Raw genomic sequence first — 2,709 nt, forward strand, 5'->3', positions numbered from 1 at the left:
GCGCCGTCATAGGCGTGGCGCAGCAGCCAGGCGGCGGGATCGGCCAGCAGCGCGGCGCGCGCCCCGGGCTCGGCCAGCCAATGCGTCTCCAGTGCCGGCAGGCGCAGCGCCTCGCCCAGCAGGCGCCGGCAGAGGGCGGGCAGGTAGGGGGCCAGCGCCGGCGCCTCCACCATGCCGCAGCCGGGGGCGTTGACGATGCGCAGCGCGCCGTGCCGCATGGCGTCCATCATGCCGGGCACGCCGGGGCCGTGGCCGCCGAATTCCAGCGGGTCGAGGCTGCGGCCATCGACCCGGCGCAGCAGCACATCGACCGGGCGCAGCCCCTTCAGCGTCTTCAGCCACAGCGCGCCGCCGCGCACCGTCAGGTCGCCCGGCTCGACCAGGGCGCAGGAGAGCTCGCCGGCCAGCAGCACATGCTCGAACCAGAGCGGGTGGTGTACGCCCGGCGTCAGCAGCGCGATGGCGGCATTGTCGCGGCCGCTGGGGGCCAGGCGCTGCAGGCTGTCCTGCCAGCGGTCGAAGAAGGGGCGCAGCGGCCGCACCTGCTGGAAGCGGAAGAGCTGCGGCAGCACCCGCCCCAGCATGCGCCGGTTCTCCTGCGCGTGGCCGATGCCGGCGGCGCGGCTGGTGCGGTCGGCCAGCAGGTGCCAGCGCCCGTCCGGGCCGCGGATCAGGTCGGCGGCATAGGCGTGCAGCAGCGGCTGCAGCGGCGGGTGCGCGGCGCTGCGCGCCGGGCGCAGGAAGGCGGGGTTGGCGAAGACCAGGGCGGGCGGCAGCAGGCGCTCGGCCAGCAGGCGCTGCGGGCCGTAGCAATCGGCCAGGATGGCGTCGAGCAGCCGGGCGCGCTGCGCCAGCCCCTCGGCCAGCTCGGCGAATTCGGCCGCCGGCAGCACCAGCGGCACCGGGTCGCAGCGCCAGGCGCGGGCGGCGCGGCCGGCGCCGGGCAGCAGGGAGGAGATGCCCTCATCCTCGAAGGCGCGGTCGAGCCGCCGCGCCGCCTCGGCGGAGCCGCTGCCGGCATGCTCCGGCGGCAAATCGGCGAAGGCCGCCAGGACGCCGCGCCAATGCGGGCGAACCTGGCCGCGGCCATCCACCATTTCATCAACGGGGGCGAGGCTGTTCACCCAGCCGCCGGTATCACGCGAAACGGCGCAGGTCGAGCGTGCGTCGCAACTCCGCGCTGTCCACCGGGCGCGGCTCCGGGCTCGGGCCGGGGCGGTGGCCGAAGGGGAAGAAGCGGGCGCGGCGGCGCGCCTCCGCCTCATTGGCATTGACCGGGAAGCGCTCGTAGTTGCGGCCGCCCGGATGCACGACATGATGGGTGAAGCCGCCCAAAGCGCGGCCGGTCCAGCGGTCCCACAGCTCGAACACCAGCGGCCCCTGCGCCCTGATGCCCGGATGCAGGGCGGAGGGCGGCGCCCAGGCCTTGAAGCGCACCCCGCCCACATACTCCCCGGCGCGGCCGGTCGGCGCCATCGGCAAGGCGCGGCCATTGACGCCGAGCACGTAGCGCTCCGGCGACAGGCCGCTGGCGCGCAGCTGCAGCCGCTCGGTCGAGCTGTCGACATAGCGCGCGGTGCCGGAGCCGGTGCTCTCCTCGCCCAGCACATGCCAGGGCTCCAGCGCGTGGCGCAGCTCCAGCCCCACGCCGTGCAGGCTCACCTCGCCCAGCAGCGGGTAGCGGAAGGCGAAATGCGGCGCGAACCACTCTTTTTCGAGGGGGGCGCCGAGGCTGCGAAGCTCCTCGATCGCGTCGGAAAAATCCTGCTCGGCATAGTGCGGCAGCATGAAGTCGTCGTGCAGGCGGGTGCCCCAGCGGACCAGGCGGCGCTCATAGGGGGTGCGCCAGAAGGCGGCGATGGCGGCGCGCATCAGCAGCATCTGCGCCGCCGACATCTGCGGGCTGGGCGGCATCTCGAAGGCGCGGAACTCGACCAGGCCGCGCCGGCCGCCGGCATGGTCGGGCGAGTACATCTTGTCGATGCAGAACTCGGTCCGGTGGGTGTTGCCGGTCATGTCCGCCAGGATGTTGCGGAACAGCCGGTCGGTCATCCAGGGCGCCATCTCCTGGCCGGGGCGCACCTGCTGGAAGGCGATCTCCAGGTCGTGCAGCGCATCCTGCCGCGCCTCGTCGATGCGCGGATGCTGCGAGGTCGGCCCGATGAACAGCCCGGCGAACAGGAAGGACAGGCTCGGATGGTTGTGCCAGAAGCCGAGCAGCGACTTCAGCAGGTCCGGCCGCCGCAGGAAGGGGCTTTCCTCCGGCGTGGCGCCGCCCATGACGACATGGTTGCCGCCCCCCGTGCCGACATGCCGCCCATCCAGCATGAATTTCTCGGCCGCCAGCCCTTCCTCCCGCGCCAGGGCGTAGAGCTGCTCGGTGCGCGCCACATGCTCGGGCCAGGAGAGGGAGGGGTGGATGTTCACCTCGATCACGCCGGGATCGGGGGTGATGGAGAAATGCAGCAGCCGCGGGTCGGAGGGCGGGCCATAGCCCTCCAGCACCACCTTGCGGCCCTGGGCGGCGGCGGTGTCCTCGATGGCGGCGGTCAGCTCCAGCCAATGCTCCAGCCGGGCGAGCGGCGGGTAGAAGATGTGGATCTTGCCCTCGCGCGCCTCGACCGTCAGCGCGGTGCGCACCAGATCGGGCTGCGGCTGGCCGACCACCGGCGGCACCGCCTGCGGGTAGGCGATGCCGCGCCAGGCGGC

General features: G+C 73.6%; 2 protein-coding genes. Both read right to left on the reverse strand.

The features are described 5' to 3' along the window. Positions 1-1,124, reverse strand: a 1,124-nt coding sequence (locus HMPREF0731_RS20000) for a circularly permuted type 2 ATP-grasp protein (RefSeq protein ID WP_040614198.1), incomplete at its 3' end; no start/stop codon positions are given. Between the two features lie 13 nt (positions 1,125-1,137). Continuing rightward, positions 1,138-2,709 (reverse strand): transglutaminase family protein (locus HMPREF0731_RS20005; protein WP_007006033.1); only part of this gene is annotated, 1,572 nt, incomplete at its 5' end.

The organism is Pseudoroseomonas cervicalis ATCC 49957 (assembly GCF_000164635.1).
Lineage (GTDB): Bacteria > Pseudomonadota > Alphaproteobacteria > Acetobacterales > Acetobacteraceae > Pseudoroseomonas > Pseudoroseomonas cervicalis.